This is a genomic window from Hydrocarboniphaga sp. FW305-C-57 (assembly GCF_058783045.1).
This window is the reverse complement of the sequence record NZ_JBYSYG010000017.1, coordinates 25,977-44,455: the sequence shown is the minus strand read 5'-3', so window position 1 is coordinate 44,455 and position 18,479 is coordinate 25,977. Positions and strand designations below refer to the sequence as shown.

Sequence of the window (18,479 nt, the reverse complement as noted above, 5' to 3'; positions counted from 1 at the left end):
GCCGCTTTCGGCGTCGGCTGTTGCGTCTGATTCGTAGGGTGGTGTCATGAGCGAACCAAGCTTTGATGTTCTTGCATTGGCCCCCGCAGCCTGGGCGCATCCCGGAGTCGCCGTGTCGACGGCGCGCGCGGGCGGCGTCGGTCTGCTGGACCTCGAGTTCTGCGCCGACGCGGGGCTCGCGCATGCGAACTTCGCGCGACTGCTGAGCGCCACTTCGGGCTCCGTCGGCCTGCATGTTCCGGCCGCGCAATTCGAACTCGCTCGCGACTTGCTCGCGCTTGCGGGCGAGCGCGCACTGACCGTGCTGCTGTCGGGCTCGTTCAATCGTTTGAAGTCGCTCGACTTCGCCGTGTTCGCGAATCACCGCGTGTGGCTGCAGGTCACGCGGGCCGACGATCTCGAAGCGCAGCTCGCAGCGCTGCCGAATATCGCCGCCCTCGTCGCCAAGGGACACGAGGCTCCCGGTTGGGTCGGGGAGGATTCGAGCTACATCCTGATCCAGAAATTGCTGCGCAAGACCGCACTGCCGGTGTACGTGCGCGGCGGCGTCGGCCTGCACACGGCGGCCGGTTGCCGCGCCGCCGGCGCGGCGGGCGTGGTGCTCGACGACCAGGTTCTGCTGCTCGACGATTCGGCGCTGCCCGACACGCTCAAGAACGAGCTCTCGCGCCTGGTCGGCGCCGAGACGCGGCTGTTCGGCGAACTCATCGACGCGCCCTGCCGCGTGTATGCCAAGCCCGCCGCGGTGCAGCTCAAGCAGGCCGACGCGGAGGCTCGGCTCGTCGAGGCCGGAACGCTGTCGACCGAGTCGTGGCGGCAGGCGCTCGATGCGCGCATCGGCTGGGACGAAGCCTCGCTGCTTCCGGTCGGCCAGGGCATCGGCGCTGCGGCGATTTATCGCGCCCGCTTCAAGCGAATCGGACGCCTGATTCAGGCCTTGCGCAAGAGCAGTTTCGACGCGCTGCGCCAGGCGGCCGAGCTCGGTCATCTCGCCGAAGGCTCGGCGCTCGCGCAGTCGCACGGCACGCGCTATCCGCTCGCACAAGGGCCGATGACACGCGTCTCCGACAGCCCGGCCTTCGCAGCCGCGGTGACCGAAAACGGAGCGCTACCGTTCCTCGCGCTCGCGCTCATGCGCGGCGACCAGGTGCTCGAGATGCTGCAGCAGACCGCAACGCTCGCGGGCGATCGCGCCTGGGGCGTCGGCATGCTCGGCTTCATTCCGCAGGCCCTGCGCGACGAGCAATGCGAGGCGATCTGGAAGTGCAAACCGCCGTATGCGCTGATCGCGGGCGGACGTCCGGACCAGGCCGCGGCCTTTGAATCGCGCGGCATCAAGACCTACATCCACGCGCCAGCGCCGGCGCTGCTCAAGATGTATCTCGAACAGGGCGCCAGGCGCTTCGTGTTCGAAGGCCGCGAATGCGGCGGACACATCGGCCCGATCGCGAGCTTCCCGCTGTGGGAGCAGATGATCGAAGTGCTGCTCGAGAACGTGAAGCCCGGCAGCGAGGCGGACGTTCACCTGCTGTTCGCGGGCGGCATCAGCGATGCGCGTTCGGGCGCGATGCTCGCTGCGCTGACGGCTCCGCTCGCGGCGCGCGGCATGAAGGTCGGCGCGCTGATGGGCACCGCGTATCTGTTCACGCACGAAATCGTCGCCACCGGCGCGATCGTGCAGGGCTTTCAGGAGCAGGCCGTGGCCTGCGCGCGCACGGTCAATCTCGAAACCGGCCCGGGCCATGCGACGCGTTGCGCGGACACGAAATTCGCGCATGATTTCTTCGAAGCGCGCCGCGCGCTCATGCGCGAGAACCGCAATGCGGACGAGATCCGCGACACGCTCGAAGACCTGAATCTGGGCCGCCTGCGCATCGCTTCGAAGGGCAAGAACCGCGACGAATCGGGCAAGGTCGTCGACATCGACCCGGCACAGCAGCTGACCGACGGCATGTACATGATCGGACAGGTCGCGACGCTCACCGATGCGCCGCTGTCGGTCGCCGAGCTGCACGAGCGCGTCAGCAACGGCGGCCATGAGCTGCTGCAGCAGTTCGACGATGCGGTGTCGCTGCGTGTCGAGAAGGCGCAGCCGAGCGACATCGCGATCGTCGGCATCGGCCTGATGCTGCCGAAGGCACAGGATGCCGAGGCGTACTGGGACAACGTGCTCGGCAAGGTCAGCGCGATCACCGAAGTGCCGCGCGATCGCTGGGACTGGCGCCTGTACTTCGATGCCGATCGCAACGCCAAGGACAAGATCTACAGCAAGTGGGGCGGCTTCATCGACGAGGTGCTGTTCGACCCGACGCGTTACGGCATTCCGCCGAATTCGATGAAGTCCATCGATCCGCTGCAGTTGCTCACGCTCGAAGCGGTCAACCGCGCGCTCGAAGACGCCGGGCTCGACCAGAGCCACGCCGATTTCGATCGCGAGCACACGAGCGTGATTCTCGGTGCGAGCGGTGGCGCGGGCGACCTCGGGCTGCAGTACGGCGTGCGCTCCGAGCTGCCGCGCTTCGTCGCCGATCTCGATGCCGATGCCTACAAGCGCCTGCCCGAATGGAGCAACGAATCCTTCGCCGGCGTGCTGCTCAACGTGGCCGCGGGACGCGTGAGCAATCGCATGGATTTCGGCGGGCTCAACTTCACGATCGATGCGGCCTGCGCCTCGTCGCTCGCGGCGCTGTCGATGGCCTGCAACGAGCTCGAATCGGGCCGCAGCAACGTCGCCGTCACCGGCGGCGTCGACACCGTGCAGAGTCCCTACGGTTTCATGTGCTTCGCCAAGACCGGCGCGCTGTCGCCCGAAGGCAAGGCCAAGGCCTTCGACAAGAAGGCCGATGGCATCGTGATCTCCGAAGGCGTGACCATGGTCGTGCTCAAGCGCCTGGCCGACGCCGAGGCCGCGGGCGATCGCATCTACGCGGTGATCAAGTCGGTCGCGGGTTCGAGCGACGGCAAGGCGCTCGGCATGACCGCACCGCGGCCGGATGGCCAGATTCGCGCGCTCAACCGGGCTTACGGCAAGGCCGGCTTTTCGCCCGCGACACTCGGCATGCTCGAAGCGCATGGCACCGGAACCGCGGTCGGCGACAAGGCCGAAGCCGAAACCATCACGCGTGCGCTCAAGGCCCACGGCGCTCCTGCGAAGACGGTCGCACTCGGTTCGGTGAAGACCATCCTCGGCCATACCAAGGCCAGCGCGGGCATCGCGGGTCTGGTGAAGCTCGCGCTGTCGCTGCATCACCGCGTGCTGCCCGCGCACGCCAACGTCGACGATCCGCTCGATGCGATCGCCGAAGCATCTTCGCCGGCGTTCCTGCTCAAGGAGCCCAAGCCCTGGCTCGCGAACGTCGATGGAACGCCGCGTCGTGGCGGTGTTTCGGCCTTCGGTTTCGGCGGCACCAACTTCCACGCCGTGCTCGAGGAGTATCGCGACGGCATGGCGCACGCCGAAGTGCCGGGCGCTCGCAGCTGGACGCAGGAGCTCATCGTGTTCCGGGCCGCTGACGCGGCCGGCATCAAGGCCGAAGCCGAGCGAGTGCTCGAACTCGCCAAGGCCGGTCCGCGACTCAAGCTCGCGCTGCTCGCGGCGAGCCTGGCTCGCGAAGCCGACCGCAAGCGCGGATCGCGTGCGCTGCTCGCGTTTGCGACGCGCAATCGCGGCACGCTGATCGCCGATCTCGAGCTCGCGCTCGCCCGGCTCGCGGGCGATGCGAAGCCGCTGCCGCCGCACATCAAGCTCGCGCTCGAACGTCCGGTCACGGCGCCGGCGCTCGCCTTCGTGTTTCCGGGGCAGGGCGCGCAGTACGTCGGCATGGGCCAGGAGTCCGCGCTGTTCGTCGAAGAGCTGCGCTCCGCACTCGAACGTGCCGATCGCACGCTTGCGCCGCTGTTGCCTGAGCGCCTGTCGCGCCGCGTCTGGCCGGAATCCGCGTTCAATGCGGCCACCGAGCTTGCACAGCAACAGCAACTGACCGACACCCGCTACGCGCAGCCGGCGATCGGCGCGCTCTCGCTCGGCTATCTGAATCTCGCCCGCAGGCTCGGCTTGCAGGCGATCGCCACGGCCGGGCATAGCTACGGTGAATTCGCCGCGCTGCATGCGGCCGGCGTGATCGGCGAAGCGGATTTCCTCAAGCTTTCGGCCACGCGAGGCAGCGTGATGGCCGCCGCCGCGAGCAGCGGAACGCCCGGCGGCATGGCGGCGGTTTCGGCGTCGCGCGACAAGGTCGCGGCTGCGATCGCGGCATTCGCGGGCGTGAAGGTCGCCAATCACAACGCGCCCGAGCAGACCGTCATTTCGGGCCCGGCGACGCAGATCGACGCGGCCGTCGCGGCCTTGTCGGCGTCGGGCTTGCGGGTCACCCGCTTGCCGGTCTCGGGCGCTTTCCATACCGAGCTCATGGAGCCCGCGAAAGCGCCGCTGTCGGCCGCGATCGCCGATGCGAGCTTCAGCGCGCCGACGATCGCGGTGTATTCGAACGGCAGCGGTGCGCGCTATCCGGAAACGATCGCCGCGATGCGTGCTCAGCTCGATGCGCACCTGCTGTCGAGCGTCGAGTTCGTGCGCGAGGTCGAGGCCATGTACGCCGACGGCGTGCGCGTGTTCCTCGAACTCGGTCCCAAGAGCATTCTGAGCAACATGATCGGCGCGACGCTGGCCGGTCGCGACGCGCGATGCGTGTCGCTCGACGGGCAGGGCGGCGGTTTGCGCGGCCTGCTGTCGGGACTCGCCGATCTGCTCGCGACGGGCGTCGATTTCGAGCTGTCGCGCCTGTTCGCGGGACGTCCGCTCGAAGCTTTGCCGCTCGCCCGCGTCGCCGAGCTCGCCAAGCCCGAAGCGATCAAGCCGACGGCCTGGTATCTGTCGGGCGGCTATGCGCGCCCGCATGCGGACCCGATCAAGCGCACCGGCGTCGAGCCGCCGATGACGCTTGAAAAGGCGGCCGAAGCCAGGCAGGCGATCGTGCAGAAGATCGCCGATTCGCTGCCGAAGCCCGAGCCGGTCGTCGTGCAGGCGCCGGCGCCCGCTCAGGCTCCGTCGATGCCGCTTGCGGCTGTCGCGCCTTCGCAGGCGATGCCGCTTGCAACCGCAGTGCACAGTGGTGACGCGATTGCGGCGTATCACGAAACCATGCGTCAGTTCCTGAGCCTGCAGGAACGCGTGATGGCGCAGTTCCTCGGCGGCGCGTCTGCGCCTGCGGCGATGCCGATGGCGGCGCCCGTGCCGATGCCGGTGAGCCTGGCGCCCCAGGTTCAGGTCTCCGCTGCCGTCCCGATTCAAGCGCCTGCGGCCGTGACCGCGGCCGTGCCTGCCGCGGCTCCGATCGTGGTTGCGGCCGCCGCGCCTGTCCCGGCCGCGCCTGCAATGCCGACGTTCGACTCCGCAGCGCTCGCCGCGATGCTGCTGCGCCTCGTCGCCGATCGCACGGGTTACCCGGAAGACATGCTCTCGCTCGATGCCGATCTCGAAGCCGAACTCGGCATCGACTCGATCAAGCGCGTCGAAATCGCGGGCAGCTTGCAGAAGGCATTGCCGGCCGCGCTCGGCGAAGCGATGCAATCGCAGATGGAGCGCTACACGCGCGCCAAGACCTTGCGTGCGATCGTCGAGCCGCTCGCGAGCGTGGCCTCGACGCTGGCCCCGTCGGCGGTCGCGCCAGCGGTGGTGGTGACGCAATCCACCACCGCGCTGGTGATGGCCGCCCCGGCTGCCGCGCTCGCCTCGGTCGACGTGCAAGCCGTGCTGCTCAAGCTCGTCGCCGATCGCACGGGCTACCCGGAAGACATGCTCTCGCTCGACGCCGATCTCGAAGCCGACCTCGGCATCGATTCGATCAAGCGCGTCGAGATCGTCGGCGCGTTCCAGAAATCGCTGCCGGCTGCGGTTTCCGAGGCGCTGCAGTCGCAGATGGAAAAGCTCACGCGGGCGAAGAACCTGCGCAGCCTCGTCGATACCGTGCAGCCGCTGCTGTCGTCTTCAGCGCCGGTCTCGGCCGCGGTCACCGTGACGGCTACGGCGGCGCAGGTCTCGGTTGCGCCGGCCGTGTCGTTCGATGCCCGCGAGCTGCTGCTGACGATCGTCGCCGATCGCACCGGCTACCCGGCGGACATGCTCGCGCTCGATGCGGATCTCGAAGCCGACCTCGGCATCGACTCGATCAAGCGCGTCGAAATCGTCGGCGCGCTGCAGAAGCAGCTGCCGGCCGAGATCGGCGCTGCGATGCAGTCCGCGATGGAAAGCTTCACGCGCGCCAAGTCGCTCGCGACGATCCTCGAACGCCTGTCCGCGCTCGGTGCTTCGTCGCCCGCATCGGCAAGCGTCGCTGCGACTCCGGTCGTCGCGCGGGCGAGCGTCGCGACGAGCTTCGACGCGCGCGAACTGCTGCTGGGCATCGTTGCCGATCGCACCGGCTACCCGGCGGACATGCTCGCGCTCGACGCGGATCTCGAAGCCGACCTCGGCATCGACTCGATCAAGCGCGTCGAGATCGTCGGCGCGCTGCAGAAGCAGTTGCCGGCCGAGATCGGCGCTGCGATGCAGGCCGCGATGGAGAGCTTCACGCGCGCCAAGTCGCTCGCGGTCATTCTCGAACGCATCGGCGCTCTGGGTTCCGAGCCCGCCGCGGCGAACTCGCGGAGCGCGCCGACCCACACGGCAGCGAGCGAGCCGGTCGTCGCGCAGCTCGCCGAAGTGCCTCGCTACGTGATCCGCCCGTGTCCGGCCCCGCTGTCGGGCACCCGCGTGAAGCTGGCCGGCGCGGTCGTCGTCGCCGGCGGACGCGATGCCATCGTGTTGCCGCTGCTCAAGCATCTCGAGAGCGCGGGCCTGCATCCGCTTCGCGTCGACGCGATCGATGCGGAGACGCTCGCGGCTTCGGTCGCTCGCATTCGCGCGGAGCACGGCAACATCGCCGGCGTGATCCATTTGCACGGCTTGTCCGAAGATCAGCCGCAGACGCTCGGCGAATGGCAGCAACTCGGCGAACGCAGCGTGATCTCGCTGTTCCGTCTGCTGCAGCCGATCGGTGAAGGGCTCGCGAACATTCGCGTGATCGCCGCGAGTCGCCTCGGCGGTACTTTCGGCCGCGATGCGGTCGGCCCCGGCACCCCGCTCGCGGGCGGCCTCAACGGCCTGCTCAACTGCGTGCGCGACGAGTATCCGCAGGCGACCTTGCGCGCGGTGGATTTCAACGGCCAGAGCGACGACACCATCGCCTCGCATCTCGCCGACGAACTGCTCGCCGATGATCGCTGCGTCGAAGCCGGCCACACCGGCGATGCGCGCTACAGCGTGACCACGGTCGAGGAAGCGCTGGCCGATACGCCGTTCGCACCGAATCTGCAGCCCGCTGCGGATTGGGTCGTCGTTGCGACGGGTGGGGCGCGCGGCATCACCGCCGAGCTGCTCGAGGAAATGGTGGTGCCGGGCATCACGCTCGTGCTGCTCGGCCGCACGCCGGAGCCGACGCCGGAAGTGGGCGCGATCACGAGTGCGACCGATGTGGCCTCGCTCAAGCGCGTGCTGATCGAGCAGATGCGCGAGCGCGGCGAAATGCCGAAGCCGGTCGAGATCGATCGCGCCGTGCAGAAGATTCTGACCGAGCGCGAAGTGCGCGCGAACCTGCAACGCCTGCGCGCCAAGGGTGCGACCGTCGGCTACTTCGCCTGCGACGTGCGCAACGAAACGGCGTTCGGCAGCGTGATCGACGGCATCTACGCGAACTACGGTCGCATCGATGCGGTGCTGCACGGCGCCGGCGTGATCGAGGACAAGCGCATCGCCGACAAGACCGACGATTCGTTCTCGCGCGTGTTCAACACCAAGCTCGATTCGAGCTTCATCCTGACGCAGAAGCTCAGGCCCGAAACGCTCAAGCTGCTGGTGTTCTTCACCTCGGTCGCGGGTCGCTACGGCAATCGCGGACAGATCGACTACGCCGCCGCCAACGAGGCCTGCAATCGCCTGGCCTGGACGCTGTCGCGCCGCTGGCCCGAGACACGCGTGATCGCGGCGAACTGGGGACCGTGGGATGCCGGTATGGCGAGCGAAGGCGTGAAGCGGCAGTTCCGCGAGCGCGGCATCGAGCCGATTCCGGTCGACGGTGGCCGTCGCTACTTCCTGCGCGAACTCGCCTGCGGGCCCAAGCACGAAGTCGAACTCGTGATCGGCAAGGGGCCATGGCAGCAGTCCGAAGTGGCGAGCGTTTCGATCAAGGCGGCCGCTTCGCAGTATCCGCTCGTGCGCAGCCCCTTGCGCATGGGCGCGGGCGGGGCGCTCGTGCTCACGCATCGCTTCGGACTCGACAGCGATCCCTACCTCGGCGATCACATGATCGACGGCAAGCCGGTATTGCCAGCGGCGGCCGCGACCGAATGGGTCGCGCAGGTCGTCGGCCAGGGCTGGCCGGGCTGGCAGGTCGCCGAAGTGCAGGAGCTGCGCACGCTGGCCGGCGTGGTGCTCGAGGCCGGCGCGACGCGCGAGATCGAAATTCGCGCCAAGGCCACGAGTCATTCGGGGCCCGGCGAGCAGACGGTGACGGTCGACATCGCCGATCCGACCCGCAAGGCGCCGCTGTATCGCGCGTCCGTGCGGCTCGTCGAACATCTCGAAGCGCCCGTCGTCGATGTGCCGCAGCCGATCGAAGGCCTGCGCATGGACCCGCATCAGACCTATGAGCGCATGCTGTTCCATACCGGCCGCTTCCGCCTGCTGACCGAGATTGCGGCGGTGGCTCCGGCCGGCGTCGATGCGATGGTGTCGCCGAGTTCGCTGCCGGACTGGATCGACGCCGAAGGCGAGTGGCTGTTCGATCCGGGCCTCATCGACGTGGCCGCGCAGCTGGCCTGGATCTGGGGCCGCACGCACAAGCAGCAATCGGCGCTGCCGAGCCGCTTCGGTCGCGTGCTGCGTGTGCCGGGGCTGCCGAAGCCGCAGGGGCCGCTGTCGCTGCGCTTCCGCGTCAAGCCGGCCGATCACGATCAGTCGCTCCGCTACGACGCGGTGTTCGTCGACGAGGAAGGCCGCGTGCGACTCGCGATGCTCGATGCCGAGAGCACCTTGAGCGCGGCGCTCAATCGAATCGGCAACGAGAGCCTTTGATGGCCGCTCCGGTCGACATCGCGATCATCGGCCTGTCGGGCTGCTACGCGGGCGCGGGCAATGCGCAACGCTATTGGCAGAACATTCTCGACAAGGTCGATGCGGTGGCGCCCGCGGACGAGGAGTGGACACGCCACTTCCTCGATCACGATCACTGGCAGCAGCGCAACGATCGCATCTACACGAATCGCGGCGGCTTTTTGCGCGATCTCGCGGTGATCGATCCGACCGAATACGGCGTGATGCCGAACCAGGCCGACGGCGGCGACCCGGATCATCTGCTCGCCTTGAAGCATGCGGGCGATGCGCTCGGCGACGCGGGCTATCGCAAGAAGGATTTCGATCGCCAGCGTACCGGCGTGATCCTCGGACGCGGCACCTACACCAATCGCGGCCAGGCCAACGTGCTCGCGCATGCGCTGTTCGTCGACGAGCTGATGGATGCGGTGCGCGGCCTGCGCCCCGATTTTTCCGATGCCGAAATGCTCGAGCTGCACGCCAAGCTCAAGAAGCAGCTGCCGCCCTACAGCGGCGAACTCGTCGGCCAGCTCACGCCGAACGTCATCACCGGCCTGATCTGCAATCGCCTCGACCTGATGGGGCCGAATTACATCGTCGACGCGGCCTGCGCCTCGACGATGATGGCGCTCGACCAGGCCGTGCGCGAGCTCGTCACGGGGCGTTGCGACCTCATGATCACGGGCGGCGTGCAGGCGCAGACGCCGCCGCAGCTCTACGTGCAGTTCACGCAGATCAAGGCGCTGTCGCACGGCCAGCTGCGGCCGTTCCAGAAAGGCCACTCGGGTACCTTGCTCGGTGAAGGCGTCGGCATGCTCGTGCTCAAGCGCCTCGCCGATGCGGAACGCGATGGCGATCGCATCTACAGCGTCATCAAGGGCATCGGCGTGGCGTCGGACGGTCGTGCGAAAGGCCTGCTGACGCCGCGGCCCGAAGGCGAAGTGCTCGCGATGCGCCGCGCCTACGAGTCGAGCGGCATCGATCCGAACAGCATCGATCTCGTCGAAGCGCACGGTACCGGCACCGATGTCGGCGATCGCACCGAGATCGACACGCTCAAGGCGATCTATGGTGGGCGCGGTATTGGCCCGCAGATCGCGGTCGGCACGGTCAAGTCGATGATCGGTCACTGCCTGCCGGCTTCGGGTTCGGCCTCGCTGATCAAGACCGCGCTCGCGCTGCACCACAAGGTGCTGCCGCCGACGCTGTGCGACGAGCCCGATCCGGAATTGCGGCTCGATCAGTCGCCGCTCTATCTGAACACCGAAACGCGTCCCTGGGTGCACGGCAAGTCGCATGCGCGTCGCGCGGGTGTGAACGCCTTCGGATTCGGCGGCATCAACGCGCACGTGATCATGGAGGAATATCGCGGGCCGTCGAGAACGCAGGTGCAGGTGCTGCATCGTCCCGCGCCGACCGAGCTCGTGCTGCTCGCGGCGAATTCGAGTGCGGAGCTCGCGAGCAAGGCGGTCGCGATGCTCAAGCATGTCGAAGCCGGTGCCGAACTCGCGGTGCTCGCCAAGGCCAGCGTCGCGCAGGCGGCCGGCTCGCATCGTCTCGCGATCGTGGCCGATGACATCGCCGATCTCGGCAAGAAACTCGCGCAGGCGATCGACAAGCTGCAGCGAGCGGATTCCAAGCCGTTCAAGACGCGCTCGGGTCTGCATTACGGAACCGGCCCGGCGCCCGGGAAAATCTGCTTCGTCTACCCGGGCGAAGGCGCGCAGTATCCGAACATGCTCGCCGATCTGTGCCTGCAGTTTCCGCAGGTGCGCGACTGGTTCGATTTCATCGAAACCACCGCGCTCGCGACGGGCCGCGAATCGCGCGCCTCGGCGGTGTTCGCCGCGCCGACCGGCTACGACGATGCGCAGCGCAAGGCGCTCGAAGCGCGGCTGTTCGAAATGGACGTGGCGGCCGAAAGCGTGTTCGCCGCGAGCATGGCGATCCAGAGCCTGCTCGACGACCTCAAGCTCGCGCCCGACGCGATGCTCGGTCACAGCACCGGCGAGAACACCGCCGTGACCGCCTGCGGCGTGCGCCGTTTCAAGACGCGTGAGGAGATCGCCGAATCGGTGCGCGATCTGAACCTGATCTTCCGCAAGCTCGAAGCCGAAGGCCGCATCGCCGAAGGCACGCTGCTGACGATCGGCGCCCTGCGCCCCGAGATGCGCGAAGCGCTGCTCGCCAATCCGGGTTCGATGCAGGTGGCGATGGACAACTGCCCGAACCAGCTCGTGATGTTCGGCCCGCCCGAGGAAGCGCAGGCCTTGAGCAAGAGACTCGCGGAAGAGGGCGCGATCTGCCAGGAGCTGCCGTTCGGCCGTGCCTATCACACGCCGCTGTTCAAGCCGCTCGCCGACGCGTACCGCGAGTATTTCCGCGAAGCCGATTTCGGTCCCGGACGCACGACGCTGTATTCGGCGCGTTCGGTGGCGCCGTTTCCGACCGAGCCCGATGCGATTCGCGAGCTTGCGGCCCAGCAATGGGAAAACCCGGTCCGCTTCACCGAAACGCTGCGCAGGCTCTACGACGACGGCTATCGCGTGTTCGTCGAAGTGGGCCCGAGCGGCAATCTGACCTCGTTCGTCTCCGACACCCTGCGCGGAGCTGACGACGTGATCGCGGTATCGAGCAACAGCCGCCGCAAGGCCGACATGGCGCAGCTGCACGCGATGCTCGCGCAGCTGTTCGCCAGCGGCGTGAGCTTCGATCCGGCCGCGCTGTATGCGCACCGGCGCATCGACGGCGAGATCGATCTGCTCGCCGGGCCCGTCAAATCCACGCGCCGCACGATCACGCTCAAGCTGCAGATGCCGACGCTGCGCATGCCGCAGGACTGGGCTCCGGCGAAGCGCGTGTTGCCGGTGTCGGCGAGTGAAGCGCCGAAGCCCGCGCTTGCGGCCGAGTCCAGGCCGGTCGACGTGGCGCCGCCACAGGCCGCGATCGTCACGCCCGCGGCACCAGTCGATCCGCGCATGGCTGCGCTGAAATCGCATTTCGCGCTCATGCAGGACTTCATGCAATCGCAGGCGCGCGTACTCGGCATCGGCGTCGCGGCCCCGGCCGCTGCTGCGCCGACGGTCGCACCGATCGCGGCGACGAGCGACGGTTTCGATCCTCAATATCCGCTGCTCGGCCGCATCCTCGAGCACGACGCCGCGCATCTGCTCAGCGAACGCGTTTACGGCATCGCGACCGATCCGTTTCTGCTCGACCACGCGATGGGCGAGAAGCCATCCGCGCGCAACGCGAAGCTGCTGCCGCTGATCGTGGTGCCGTTCACCTTCAGCGTCGAGATCATCGCCGAAGCCGCCTGCCGGCTCTGCGGCGATGCGCTCAAGGTCACGGCGGTCGAGAACGCGCGCGGCCATCGCTGGCTGGCGCTCGACGAACTCGGCAAGCTGTCGCTGCGCATCGTCGCTGAGCGCCAGCCTTCGCCGGATGCGACGCCGCGCGTCGCGGTGAAACTGTTCCAGCTCGATGCGAACGAGCCCAAGCCGCTGCTCGTGTTCGAAGGCCATGTATTGCTCGCGGATCGCTATCCCGTCGCGCCGGTGCCGATGCCGGCGCTCGCGCAGCCGCTCAACGCGGCGCGCAACAATCCGGCCGGTGAGCTCTATCGTCACGGCATGTTCCACGGTCCGCGCCTGCAGGGCGTCAAGCGGCTGCGCGGCTGGAACGAGCAGGGCATCGAAGCCGACATGGCGACGATTTCGACGCACGATTATTTCGGCTTCACGCAGGCGCCGCGCTTGCGCACCGATCCGGCGCTGCTCGATGCGGCCGGCCAGCTCGCAGGTTTCTGGCTCACCGAGAAACTGAGCTGGGAGTACAACTGCTTTCCGTTCCAGATCGGGCGCTATGAGCAGTACGCCGATCCGCAGCCGGCGCAGCGCGCGATGCTCGGCCGCGGCGAATTCCGTCTCGAAGGGCTCAAGCTCGATTGCCAGTTCGATCTGCTCGATGCCCACGGCGCGCTGCTTTCACGCGCGACGGGCTGGGAGGATCGCAAGTACGCGGTGCCGCAGAACCTGTTCCAGCTTCGTCTTGCACCCTTGCAGCGCTCGCTGTCGGTGCCCGCGCTGCAGCGCGAACTCGCATCGTCGGGGCTCGTCGTACGGCGCATCGATGCCTTCGACGAGGGTTATCTCGAACAGGGCGGCGCGGTATGGATGCGCCTGCTCGCGCATCTGACGCTGACCGAGCGCGAGCGTCACGAGTTCTACCGCGTGCTGCCGCGCAGCGGGCCGCGTCGCGAGGAATGGCTGCTCGGCCGCGTCTGCGCGAAAGAGGCCGTGCGCGAATGGGCGGCCCGCGAATGGCAGTTGAATCTCGCCGGGGCGGACATCGAGATCGGCCGTCGCGACAGCGGTGCGCCTTGCGTCGTTTCGGTGCTCGGCTGGCCCGAGGGCGTGGCGCTGCCGGAGATTTCGATCAGCCATAGCCGTCGCTCGGCGGTCGCGGCCTGCGGCGCCAGCGCGATGCTCGGCATCGATTTCCTGCCGCATCAGGCGATCGAGCGCGTCAGCGTGGACGACCTGATCGCGGGCGCGTTCACGCCGGCCGAGGCGGAGTTCTTCATCCACGGCTGGCCCAAGAGCGATCAGCGCCGTGCGGCGACGGCGCTCTGGTGTTCGAAGGAAGCGGCGGCCAAGGCATCCGGCACGGGTCTTGAAGGAAAACCGCAGGAGTGGACGATCGCGAGTGCGAATCTGGAGCGTCGAGCCTCCAATCAACCGCTCGTGAGCGTACGCAGAGGTGGAATCGATTACGACGTCGAGCTTTATTTCGGCGGCGATGCCTTGATCGCGCTGTGCCGAAAGGCCGGCGCGGCGATGGTGAAGATGGCGGCGCAGCCGCGTGAGCTGAACGATGTCGCGGTGCAGCGCATCAACTGATCGCCGGTCATCATCGAGCGATACACGATGTGCGAGGAACCCATAACGAGATGGATAACGGACCACCAAGGAACCTGCCCATGAGCGCGCAGAACAGCAAGACCAAGACACTCTTCATCGGCCTCGACGGCTGCACCTACACGGTGCTCGACGAGATGACGCGCGAGCTTCCGGACGTGGGCGTGACCATGCCGTTTCTCGCCAAGCTGCTCAAGGGCGGCGTGCGCGCGAAGCTGCGGTCGACGCCGAACCCGCTGACCCCGCCGGCCTGGACCAGCATCATGACCGGCAAGAATCCGGGCGCGCACGGCGTGTTCGATTTCATCCGCGCCGAGGACAAGGGCGGCGAGGTCTACTGGACGCTCTACGACAGCCGCGATGTCGACTCCGAGATGATCTGGTCGATCGCCAATCGCAACGGCAAGAAGATCGCGGCGCTCAACTTTCCGCTCACCGCGCCGCCGCCGCCCGAAACCAACGGCGTCGTCGTTCCGGGCTTCATTCCGGCCAAGCATCTGCGCCGCAACAGCCATCCGAGCGGGCTGTTCGAGACGCTCAAGAGCGAGATTGCGGGCTTCGATCCCAAGGAGCTGGCCTGGGATTTCGACAACGAGAAGCAAGCCACCGAAGTGCTCTCGGACGAAGAGACCTACAAGTGGGTGAGCTATCACCTGCCGCGCGAGCATCAGTGGTTCCAGGTCGCCGAGTACGTGCTCAAGAACGAGCAGCCCGAGCTCATGGCGGTGATGTTCGATGGCACCGACAAGATCCAGCATCAGGCCTGGCCGTACCTCGATCCGGCGCTGCTCAAGAGCGATCCGTCCGCGCACGATCTGCGCATGCGCGAGGTCTGCCTCGAATACTTCCGCAACGTCGACGACTACATCGAGCAGCTCGTCAAGCTCTGCGGCCCGGACGTGCAGGTGTTCTTCGCGTCCGACCATGGCTTCACGGCTTCGGTCGAAGTGCTGCGCATCAACGTTTTCCTCGAGGAAAAGGGCTATCTGAAGTGGGCCGTCAACGACGGCAGCGAACAGGCGCTGCGTCGCGAGGCCTCGGATTTCGCCAATCTGGACTGGAGCAAGACCACCGCGTATTGCCGCACGCCGTCGAGCAACGGCATCCACATTCGCGTGGCGAACAAGCCCGGTGAGCCGGGCATCAAGCCGGAGGAGTACGAGGCCTTCCGCGAGCAGCTCATCGCCGATCTCAAATCGCTGCGCAACGAGGACGGCGAGCCCGTGGTCGTCGACGTGCTCAAGCGCGAGGAGTGGTTCCCGGGCGCGCACATGGACAAGGCCTGCGATCTGACGCTGGTGCTGCGCGACAACGGCTTCGTCTCGATCCGCAACATCCAGCCGGCCGTGGTCAAGCGGCCGACGCCGGCCGGTACGCACCATCCGGATGGCATCTTCATGGCGGCGGGCGCGGGCATCGTCGCGGCCGACATGGTCGAGCGCCGCGATATTCGCGATGTCTGTCCGACATTGCTCTACAGCCTCGGTCTGGCGATTCCCAAAGACATGGAAGGCAAGGTCGCGGATACTTTCTTTACCGACGCCTACAAGGCCGCCCATCCGCAGAAGAAGGGCGCGCCGACCAAGAAGTCCCAGCGCCAGGCCGGCGAAGACATGGATGCGTCGGAGAAGCAGCAGATCATCGAGCAGCTGCAGATGCTCGGTTACATGGAATGAATCTATAGGGGAGCCAGCTTTGGCGGGTCATGGAAGAACATAGTGTGGGCGAGGGACGGCCTCTGTTCGAGGCCGGGTTGGGCGGGGTTGGGATCGGTGCGGGCCTGCATGGAACCTTGCGCTTCGAGCGGCCGTGCTGGCCGCAGGGGCACAGGCTCAAGCACTGCACGATGGGGGCCTTCACGTTCTTCAACGCGGCGGGCATGACGAGCGCGTTTCGCGTGCATTTCGGGCGCTACGCGCAGATCGGCGAATCGTCGATCCTCGGTCCGCCCGAGCACCCGCAGGACTGGTTCAGCTCGCACCCGTTCGCGTTCACGCGGCCGCGGTTCACGCCGGGCATGTACGAGTTCGAGGAGTTCACGCGGCTCGCGCCGGAGGCCGAGGGCGGGCCTTCGTACGTCGATACCGTGCCGTCCGAGACCTACATCGGCCACGAGGCCTATATCGGGGCCGGCTGCTTCGTGAAGCGCGGAGTGACGATCGGTCCGGGCGCGACGATCGGCGCCCGCTCGGTGGTCACGCGCGACATTCCGGCTTATGCGATCGCGGTCGGCTCTCCGGCGCGTGTGATCAGGCTGCGCTTCGCCGAATCCATCGTCGAACGCCTGCTCAAGCTGGAGTGGTGGCGTTACGACCTGGCTCCGTTCAAGAAGCAGGTGGATTTTTCGAAGATGGAAGCGACACTGGCCTTCTTCGAGCAGAAGCTCGCGGACGGCGAACTCGAAGCGCTGCGGCCGCCGAGCTACTGCATCAGCAGGAGCGCAGAGGGCATGCGGATCGATAAACTGGCGACACCTCTTTACTACAACGATTAGAACTCTATGAGCGCCACGAGCGAGGAACTGGTCGGCAAGCTGGCCGAACTGCTGCAGGATTTCACTCAGGACTGGGACAACGAATTCGAAGGCGAGATGACGCCGCAGACGCGGCTGCTCGCCGACCTGGGCTTCGAGTCGATCGACATCATCCAGCTCGTCGTCGCCATCGAGGAGATGGTCGGCAAGCGCAAGCTGCCGTTCAACGAGCTGCTCATGAAGGACGGTCGCTACGTCGACGACCTGTCGATCGGCCAGATCGCCAGCTTCCTCGCCACCAAGCTCTGAGTCGCGGCCACTTGAAGCTCGCCTGGCAGCAGATCGGCGAAGGGCCCGATCTGGTCTTCGTGCATGGGCTCGCCGCGAGCCGCGCGTTCTGGTTCGCGCAGTACGCGCTGCCGCTGGCGCAGCGCTATCGCTGCACGCTCTACGACCTGCGCGGTCACGGCTACAGCGAGGCGGCGGATTCGGGCTATTCGGCGAGCGCTCAGGCCGATGACCTGGCCGCGGTGCTCGACGAGGCCGGCATCGAGCGCTGCCGGCTCGTCGGGCACAGCTATGGCGGCGGCGTGGCGCTCGAATTCGCGGTGCGCCATCCGCAGCGCGTGAGCTCGCTCTGCATCATGGATACCAAGGTCAACGCCCTGCAGCCCCGGCAGATGCTCGCCGACATGCCGCATCTGTCGGCCTTCGAAATCGAAGTCGCCCGGCGCTCGGGCATCGACTGGGAGGCCGAGGAGCAGATCGGCCTGCGCTTCCTCGAGGCCGTCGCACGGCTCAAGACCTCGGGCGAGGAGATTCCGACGCGCGATTCGGTGACGCCGTTCGGCGAGGGCCGCGGTGCCCTGCGCACGGCCAAGGCCTGGATCGAGCTGATCGACAAGCCCGGCGTGCGCGAGGAACTGCTGGTGCCCGGCGCCGATGCGCAGACGATCGCAGCGCGGCTCGCCGGGATGCCGCTGCTGCTGATCTACGGCGAGCTGTCGCGCTGTCTGCCCTCGTGCCGGAGCCTGCAAGGCTTGCTGCCGAAGGCCGAGGTCGAGATCGTGCCGGGCGGCGGGCATTTCTTTCCGCTTTCGCATGCGGCGAGCGTGCGGGAACGCCTCGAGCGCTTCCTCGCGATCTGAGCGCGCGGAGCGTTTGCGGGCTCGCTTATGCTGTGGGCCTTGCATCCGCCTGATCGCAGAAGACATGAACGTTCCGAACTACCGCGCTTACGTCCCGGTGCTGATCGGCCTCTACGCCGTGCTCTGGGCCGCGCTCGCGATCGCCCCGTTCGATCGCGCCGACTGGCTGATCGAGAACGTGCTCGTGCTGCTGTTCGGCGTCGGCATGTTCGCCCTGCACAAGCAGTTCGTGTTCTCGCGCGTTTCATACACGCTGATCTTCGTCTTCATGTGCCTGCACGCGGTCGGCAGCCATTACACCTACGCCGAGGTGCCGTACGAGCAGGCCTGGCGGGCGCTCACGGGGCACAGCTTCAACGCCATGCTCGGCTGGGAGCGCAACAACTTCGATCGGCTCGTGCACTTTTCGTACGGCCTGCTGCTGGCCTATCCGCTGCGTGAAATCTTTCTGCGCGTGGCCGATGCGCGCGGCTTCTGGGGCTACTTCCTGCCGCTCGATTTCACGCTGTCGACCTCCGCGCTCTACGAGCTCATCGAGTGGGCCGCGGCCGAGTTCTTCGGCGGCGACCTCGGCGTGGCCTATCTCGGCACCCAGGGCGACGTCTGGGACGCGCAGAAGGACATGGGCTGCGCGGGAACCGGTGCGCTGATCGCCATGCTGATCACCGCTGCGCTCAACTTCTGGCTGCAGCGGGATTTCGCGCGCGAATGGAGCGAGAGCCTGCGCATCAAGAGCGACCGGCCGCTCGGCGAGAACGAGATCGCGCGCCTGCTCGAGGACAGGCGGACCCGCATCGACTGAAGGCTCCGGC

7 protein-coding genes are annotated in these 18,479 nt (G+C 67.2%); all 7 read left to right on the top strand.

Going from position 1 to position 18,479, the window contains the following annotated elements:
• Nucleotides 1-112: 112 nt before the first annotated feature.
• The 7 genes from AC3WUM_RS23250 to AC3WUM_RS23220 all read left to right on the top strand — a co-directional run bounded on the left by AC3WUM_RS23250 (nucleotide 113) and on the right by AC3WUM_RS23220 (nucleotide 18,469).
• The gene (locus AC3WUM_RS23250; protein ID WP_492413440.1) at nucleotides 113-9,109 is read left to right on the top strand and encodes an SDR family NAD(P)-dependent oxidoreductase; all 8,997 of its coding nucleotides are present in this window, start codon (nucleotides 113-115) and stop codon (nucleotides 9,107-9,109) included.
• Nucleotides 9,109-14,028, top strand: a complete 4,920-nt coding sequence (locus tag AC3WUM_RS23245) for a beta-ketoacyl synthase N-terminal-like domain-containing protein (RefSeq protein ID WP_492413439.1) — start codon at nucleotides 9,109-9,111, stop codon at nucleotides 14,026-14,028. Before AC3WUM_RS23250 ends, AC3WUM_RS23245 begins: the two co-directional genes overlap by 1 nt.
• An 80-nt stretch (nucleotides 14,029-14,108) precedes the next feature.
• Nucleotides 14,109-15,722 carry an alkaline phosphatase family protein gene (locus AC3WUM_RS23240; protein ID WP_492413437.1) on the top strand — a complete coding sequence of 538 codons (1,614 nt, stop codon included), beginning with the start codon at nucleotides 14,109-14,111 and terminating at the stop codon, nucleotides 15,720-15,722.
• 77 nt (nucleotides 15,723-15,799) lie between these two features.
• A complete protein-coding gene (locus AC3WUM_RS23235; protein ID WP_492413436.1) occupies nucleotides 15,800-16,540 on the top strand; it encodes a CatB-related O-acetyltransferase in 741 nt (246 codons plus the stop codon).
• Nucleotides 16,541-16,546: 6 nt separating this feature from the next.
• Nucleotides 16,547-16,828, top strand: a complete 282-nt coding sequence (locus tag AC3WUM_RS23230; protein WP_492413435.1) for an acyl carrier protein — start codon at nucleotides 16,547-16,549, stop codon at nucleotides 16,826-16,828.
• A gap of 11 nt (nucleotides 16,829-16,839) precedes the next feature.
• Nucleotides 16,840-17,667, top strand: coding sequence for an alpha/beta fold hydrolase (locus tag AC3WUM_RS23225; RefSeq protein WP_492413433.1), 828 nt, complete (start codon nucleotides 16,840-16,842; stop codon nucleotides 17,665-17,667).
• Nucleotides 17,668-17,731: 64 nt separating this feature from the next.
• Nucleotides 17,732-18,469 carry a DUF2238 domain-containing protein gene (locus AC3WUM_RS23220; protein WP_492413432.1) on the top strand — a complete coding sequence of 246 codons (738 nt, stop codon included), beginning with the start codon at nucleotides 17,732-17,734 and terminating at the stop codon, nucleotides 18,467-18,469.
• The last annotated feature ends 10 nt before the right edge of the window (nucleotides 18,470-18,479 follow it).

Bases quoted from the DNA above. Each gene is read 5' to 3' on its own strand.
- AC3WUM_RS23240 (WP_492413437.1), top strand. From the start codon at position 14,109: ATGAGCGCGCAGAACAGCAAGACCAAGACACTCTTCATCGGCCTCGAC.
- AC3WUM_RS23230 (WP_492413435.1), top strand. From the start codon at position 16,547: ATGAGCGCCACGAGCGAGGAACTGGTCGGCAAGCTGGCCGAACTGCTG.
- AC3WUM_RS23220 (WP_492413432.1), top strand. From the start codon at position 17,732: ATGAACGTTCCGAACTACCGCGCTTACGTCCCGGTGCTGATCGGCCTC.
- AC3WUM_RS23245 (WP_492413439.1), top strand. From the start codon at position 9,109: ATGGCCGCTCCGGTCGACATCGCGATCATCGGCCTGTCGGGCTGCTAC.